Genomic DNA, 3560 nt, shown 5'->3' on the forward strand with positions numbered 1-3560 from the left:
TGCTTGGTCAGCGCGAACAGGTCGGCCATGTGCACCAGGCCGAAGGCCGCAAGCATGTTGATGACCACCACGCCGGCGGCGGCGCGGGTCCAGAAGCCGGCGATCATGAGCAGCGGCGCCACGATCTCGCCCACGTACACCAGGTAGGCCAGCCCGCCCGGCAGCCCGGCTTTCATCAGCATCGCGCTCACGAAGCCCACGCCGGCCGAGATCTTGAAGATGCCGTGCAGCAGCACGAGCACGCCGATCGCCAGGCGCAGCAGCAGCTTGCCGGCGTCGTCCAGCGTGGCGGGGGAGACGGAGGAAGAAGCCTGCGAGGGCGCGATCGGCGCACGCGCGGCGTTGGCGGCTACGGCCTGGGTGTTCATGGCGGATCCTTGAGAAAAAATGGGAGGGAGTCGCCGCGCAGTGCGGCGGTTGCGCTTCCAGTGTGCGCAGCTGCCGCACGCCGGTATGTGCGTTTACGCACAATTTCCGACGGCAACCCATGGCCGGCGCCATCCTGCTACGCTCAGGCGGCCCGCTACCCGGTACTCAGCGGGCTTTTTTCTGCGCCGCTTCCTTCCCCATGGTCTTCCCCCTCATCACCGATCCGCATTTCTATGCGGTGGCCGTTCCCGCCGTGCTTTTGCTGGGCATCAGCAAGAGCGGCTTCGGCGCCGGCTTCGGTTCGCTGGCGGTGCCGCTGATGGCGCTGGCGGTCACCGTGCCGCAGGCCGCGGCCATCCTGATGCCGCTGCTGCTCTTGATGGACCTGCTTGGCCTGGCCGCCTTCCGCAACGACTTCGACCGCGCGCTGCTCAAGTTCCTGATTCCCTTCGGGCTGCTCGGCACGGTGATCGGCACGCTGCTTTTCCGCACGCTCTCGGCCCATACCGTGGCCGGCATCGTCGGCGTGTTCACGCTGTTGTTCCTGGCGCAGCGGCTGGTGTTTCCGCCCAAGCCGGACGATCCGCTGCCCTCGCGCGCGGTGGGTGCAGCGCTCACCGCGGTCTCGGGGTTCACCAGCTTCATCGCGCATGCCGGCGGGCCGCCGATCAATGCCTATGTGATTCCGCTGCGGCTCAAGCCGGTGGTGTTCACCGCCACCATGGCGTACTTCTTCTTCGTGGTGAACCTGAGCAAGTGGATTCCCTACGCATGGCTCGGCCTGATCGACCTGCGCACGCTGGCCACTTCGGCGGCGCTGATGCCGCTGGCGCCGCTCGGCGTGTGGGTGGGCATTCGCATTGCCCGGCGCATCGACGCGACGTGGTTCTATCGCTTCGTGTACCTGGGCATGCTGCTGACCGGCCTCAAGCTCGTCTACGACGGATTCTTCGCCTGAGGCCAGGGTCTCAGGTCAGAACTCAACGATCGACTTGAACCCGCCGAAGATCATCCGCTTCCCATCGAAGGGCAGGGTCTTGGGGTCCATCGCGGCAAGGCGCGGGTCGGCCATCACCTTGGCGTTGACCGCGTCGCGGTGCTTGCGCGACTTGTAGACGATCCACGAGAACGCCACGGTTTCGTCGGCCTTCTGCTTCACGCTCTGCGGAAAAGACGTGAACTTGCCGGGCTTCACGTCGTCGGCCACGCATTCCACGTATTCGAGCGCGCCGTACTCCATCCAGATCTTGCCGGCCTTGCGCGCCAGCTTGCGGTAGGCCTCGACGTTGTTCGAGGGAATGGGAACGATGAAGCCATCGACATAGCGAGCCATTGGAAGTCTCCTTGAAAGAAACGGAAGAAAGGAAAGAAAAAGGGGCCGCCCGCCGGGCGGACCCTCAGGATGCCGCCGCACGGTTGGCCGTGCCTGCGGATGCCGCGGACCCCTTGCTGTTGTTGTCTTCGTTGTTCTGGGTGGACCCTGGCGATGCGGTGCGAAGCAGCACGGCCCCGAGCAGCCCCGCCACGGCCGCGAACACGGCGCCGATCAGGAACGCGAGGTTGTAGCCGCCGGTGAGCGCGAGCGGAAGCTGCGCGCCGGCTGCCTCCATCGACGTGGTGCGCGCGACGGCGGCGCTGGCCAGCACCGCCAGCCCCAGCGCACCGCCCATCATGAAGGCCGTGTTGACCACGCCCGAGGCCAGGCCCGACTCGGTCGGGCTCACCTCGCTCATGGCCGCGAGCAGCAGCGGGTTCAGCGCCATGCCCGCCCCCAGGCCCAGCAGCAGCATGCCCGGCAGCACGTCGACCACGAAGCTGCCGTTCACCGGCGCCCGCGCGAACAGCGCCAGCCCGATGGCCGCGAGCCACAGCCCCACGGACAGCGGCCGGCGAATGCCGAAGCGCATCACCAGCCGGGCCGAGATGCCCAGCGAGAACAGCGCCATGATCAGGTTGGCCGGCAGGAACGCCAGGCCGATCTGCATCGGTGTGTAGCCCAGCACCAACTGCATGTAGAGCGCGGAAATGAAGAACCACGCGAACATGGCGGCCGCCCACAGCACGCCCACCACGTTGGAGACCGAAACGCTGCGCAGCCGGAACAGGCCGAGCGGCATCAGCGGATGCTGCACCCGGGCCTCGATGGCGATGAAGAGCACCATCAGCACTACCGCGGCGCCCAAGAGGCCGAGCGTCTGCGCCGACTGCCAGCCGGCCTCGTTGCCGTTGACGATGGCATACACCGCGAGCATCAGCGACAGCGTCACCGCCACGGCGCCGGCCACATCGAGCTTCTCGCCATGGGCATGGCCGCGCGCCGAGGGCAGCAGCGCGAGGCACAGCGCATACACGGCCACGCCGATCGGCAGGTTCACCAGGAAGATCCAGTGCCAGCTCAGCGTGCTCGTGAGCAGTCCGCCCAGCAGCACGCCGATGCTGCCGCCGCCCGCGCAGACGAAACCGTAGACGCCCATCGCCTTGGCGCGGTCGGCCGGCTCGGTGAAGATGTTCATGATCAGCGAGAGCGCCACTGCCGAGACCACCGCGCCGCCCAGCCCCTGCACCGCGCGCGCCGCGACCAGCAGCGCCTGCGAGTTGGCGAGGCCGCAGGCCAGCGAGGCCAGCGTGAACAGCACGAGGCCGATCAGGAAGAGCCTGCGGTGGCCGTACAGGTCGCCCAGCCGCCCGCCCAGCAGCAGGAAGCCGCCGAAGGTCAGCATGTAGGCATTCACCACCCAGACCAGCGAAGTCTCGGTGAAGCCGAGGTCGGTGCGGATCGAGGGCAGCGCCACGTTCACGATCGTGGTGTCGAGCACGATCATCAGCACGCCCAGGCACAGCACCATCAGTGCGAGCCAGCGCTTGCGGTTGTTGTCGAGTGTGTCGGTCAYGAAGAACGGTTCCTGCAAATGGCGTGTGAGGTGATTTCAGACCAGCGGCTTGCCGCCGTTGATGAGCCAGGGCGTGCCGAAGCGGTCGGTCACCATGCCGAAGCCCTCGACCCAGAAGGTCTTCTCGAAGGGCATGGAGACCGTGCCACCCTCGGCAAAGGCATCGAACACGCGGCGCGCTTCGGCGACGGTCTCGAGGGTCAGCGCAACGCCGAAGCCTTTCATGCCTTCGTAGGCCTGGCCGGGCATGGCGTCGGAGGCCATCAGCATGCCGTCGCCGTAGGCCAGGGACGCGTGCAT

At 67.2% G+C, this 3560-nt stretch carries 5 protein-coding genes; 1 reads left to right on the forward strand and 4 read right to left on the reverse strand.

Going from position 1 to position 3560, the window contains the following annotated elements:
• Window positions 1–368, reverse strand: a 368-nt coding sequence (locus AC1DOC_RS24710; protein WP_478130686.1) for a DoxX family protein, incomplete at its 3' end; no start/stop codon positions are given.
• 200 nt (window positions 369–568) lie between these two features.
• On the opposite strand from AC1DOC_RS24710, the gene AC1DOC_RS24715 reads away from it, so the two are divergent.
• Complete coding sequence (locus AC1DOC_RS24715) at window positions 569–1327, forward strand: sulfite exporter TauE/SafE family protein (protein ID WP_307595864.1); 759 nt, start codon at window positions 569–571, stop codon at window positions 1325–1327.
• 15 nt (window positions 1328–1342) lie between these two features.
• Here AC1DOC_RS24715 and AC1DOC_RS24720 read toward each other — a convergent pair whose 3' ends face one another.
• The 3 genes from AC1DOC_RS24720 to AC1DOC_RS24730 form a co-directional block, all read right to left on the reverse strand.
• Window positions 1343–1702: a DUF1428 domain-containing protein gene (locus AC1DOC_RS24720; protein ID WP_307595865.1), complete on the reverse strand. Its 360-nt coding sequence runs from the start codon at window positions 1700–1702 to the stop codon at window positions 1343–1345.
• Between the two features lie 64 nt (window positions 1703–1766).
• Window positions 1767–3215 (reverse strand): DHA2 family efflux MFS transporter permease subunit, encoded by a 1449-nt coding sequence (locus tag AC1DOC_RS24725; RefSeq protein ID WP_478130688.1) that lies wholly within the window; start codon window positions 3213–3215, stop codon window positions 1767–1769.
• 81 nt (window positions 3216–3296) lie between these two features.
• On the reverse strand, window positions 3297–3560 hold a 264-nt coding region (locus AC1DOC_RS24730; protein ID WP_478130687.1), incomplete at its 5' end, for a VOC family protein.

Source organism: Variovorax sp. 01T439_2 (assembly GCF_056398445.1).

What these genes read in the sequence shown, in the direction of transcription:
- AC1DOC_RS24715 (WP_307595864.1), top strand. Translation starts at nt 569, where the DNA reads ATGGTCTTCCCCCTCATCACCGATCCGCATTTCTATGCGGTGGCCGTT.
- AC1DOC_RS24720 (WP_307595865.1), bottom strand. Translation starts at nt 1,702, where the DNA reads ATGGCTCGCTATGTCGATGGCTTCATCGTTCCCATTCCCTCGAACAAC.
- AC1DOC_RS24725 (WP_478130688.1), bottom strand. Translation starts at nt 3,215, where the DNA reads ATGGTGCTGTGCCTGGGCGTGCTGATGATCGTGCTCGACACCACGATC.